This window comes from Amycolatopsis sp. SID8362, assembly GCF_010550475.1.
Classification (GTDB): Bacteria; Actinomycetota; Actinomycetes; order Mycobacteriales; family Pseudonocardiaceae; genus Amycolatopsis; species Amycolatopsis eburnea.
This window is the reverse complement of record NZ_JAAGNB010001637.1, coordinates 1-1143: the sequence shown is the minus strand read 5'-3', so window position 1 is coordinate 1143 and position 1143 is coordinate 1. Positions and strand designations below refer to the sequence as shown.

The window sequence follows — 1143 nt, the reverse complement described above, 5'->3', positions numbered from 1 at the left end:
GAGCACGGACGCGCCGAGGTGCGCCGAGATCTCGCGGCGCAGCACCGGCCGGTCGCGCGACACCGCGCCGACCGCGACGAGCGCGAGCCCGAGGGCGAGGCCGAGGGCGAACCCGATGCCGGCGTTGGTCGCGGTGGTCTTGAGGAACGCCTTCGGCAGCGCGCGGGGCGCGTCGACGATCTGCGTGCCCGCGGCGACCTGCGGGCTGCCGATGCCGGCCTGCTGGGCGCGGGAGTCGAAGTCCGACACCTGCGACGCGAGGGCGGCCCGGCGGCCGTAGAGGCCTTCGAGGGTGCTGGCGTTCGCGTTGCGGCCCTTGCCGGTCTCGTCGGCGATCTGCTGGTCGACCTTGGCCAGCTCGTCCTGGGCGTTCTTGCGCTGGTCGAGGATGGCCTTGGACTGCGCGGCGGCCGCCGCCTGGCTGCGCTGGACGTGGTCGGCGATGAACGTGTCGGCCAGCGCCTGCGCCTGCGCCACGGCCTCTTCGTTGCTCTTGGCCTTGACGGTGATCTGCAGGACGTTGTTCGTCAGGCCCAGTCCCGCGTAGTTCTTCATGAACTCTTCGGGCGCTTCGGTGCTGTTGAGCTTCTTCAGCGCGCCTTGGGCGATCTGCGTGGTCTGCAGCACGGCGACGTCGGTGCGCATGAGCGTGCCGCTGTCGGTCGGCGAGTCGTCCTGGTGGACGACGATCACCTTGGCGACCGCGGTCGGCGGCGCCGGCAGCACGATCGCGACCGCCGCGCCGGCGATCAGCCCGAGCAGCGCGGTGGCCAGCCAGAAGCGCTTGCGGCGGCGGATCGCGACGAAGAGGCGCTGGAGGTCGACCAGCGGCGCGGCCGGGGTCTCGGAGGTAGTCGTCACGCCGAACCTGCCAGGGCTTTCTCGGGGGCTTCCGCCGCGGGTTCGGGCTTTTTCTCCGGCTCGGCCGGTCGGACGGGGTGGGTCAGGACGGCGCCGACGAGCTCCTGGCCGGCGTCGGCGCAGGCCTCGGCGAGCCGGACGAGGTCCCACGCGGTGCGGGTGCCGGCGCCGAGGACCACCAGCACGCCGGAGTCGGGACCGGCGTCCGGCACGGTCGGCCGCGCGGGCGAGTACTCGAAGACGCGCAGCGGCACGGACAGCCGGTCGGCCAGCGCGGCGAGC

1 protein-coding gene and 1 pseudogene are annotated in these 1143 nt (G+C 73.5%); both read right to left on the bottom strand.

All coding sequences use genetic code 11. The annotated features are described in order from the left end of the window. Positions 1 to 861: Wzz/FepE/Etk N-terminal domain-containing protein (locus G3I65_RS50635; RefSeq protein WP_309236070.1), on the bottom strand; the 861-nt coding region annotated here is incomplete at its 3' end. Continuing rightward, positions 858 to 1143: pseudogene (locus G3I65_RS50630) on the bottom strand (exopolysaccharide biosynthesis protein); the annotation flags it as partial. The gene G3I65_RS50635 and the pseudogene G3I65_RS50630, both read right to left, overlap by 4 nt.